The sequence below is a fragment of the Zoogloea sp. genome (assembly GCF_023150065.1).
Lineage (GTDB): Bacteria > Pseudomonadota > Gammaproteobacteria > Burkholderiales > Rhodocyclaceae > Zoogloea.
The window spans coordinates 1-270 of sequence record NZ_JAKLLN010000213.1; the positions used below are offsets into that span (position 1 = coordinate 1).

Annotated in this window: 1 pseudogene; it reads right to left on the reverse strand. The window is 72.6% G+C overall.

Annotated elements, in window-relative coordinates:
* Positions 1–252, reverse strand: a pseudogene (locus L6Q67_RS24335) (hydrogenase formation protein HypD); the annotation flags it as partial.
* Between the last annotated feature and the right edge of the window lie 18 nt (positions 253–270).

Consider the following 270-nt stretch of genomic DNA (forward strand, 5'->3'; position numbering starts at 1 on the left):
GCGCTCGAGGGCGAGTTCCAGCGCCGAATCGACGCGGCCGATGGGCAGCACGCACACCGGGCAGCCGGGCCCGTGGATGAGGCGGATGTTGGGCGGCAGCAGCTCGCCGATGCCATAGCGCGAGATGGCGTGGGTGTGGCCGCCGCAGAACTCCATGATGTGATAGCGCCGCGCCGGATCGGCCTCGCGGGCAATGGCGGCGGCGATCACGCGCGCCGTGCGGCCGTCGCGGAACTCGTCGATGTACTTCACGGCCCGGCCTCCGCGGGC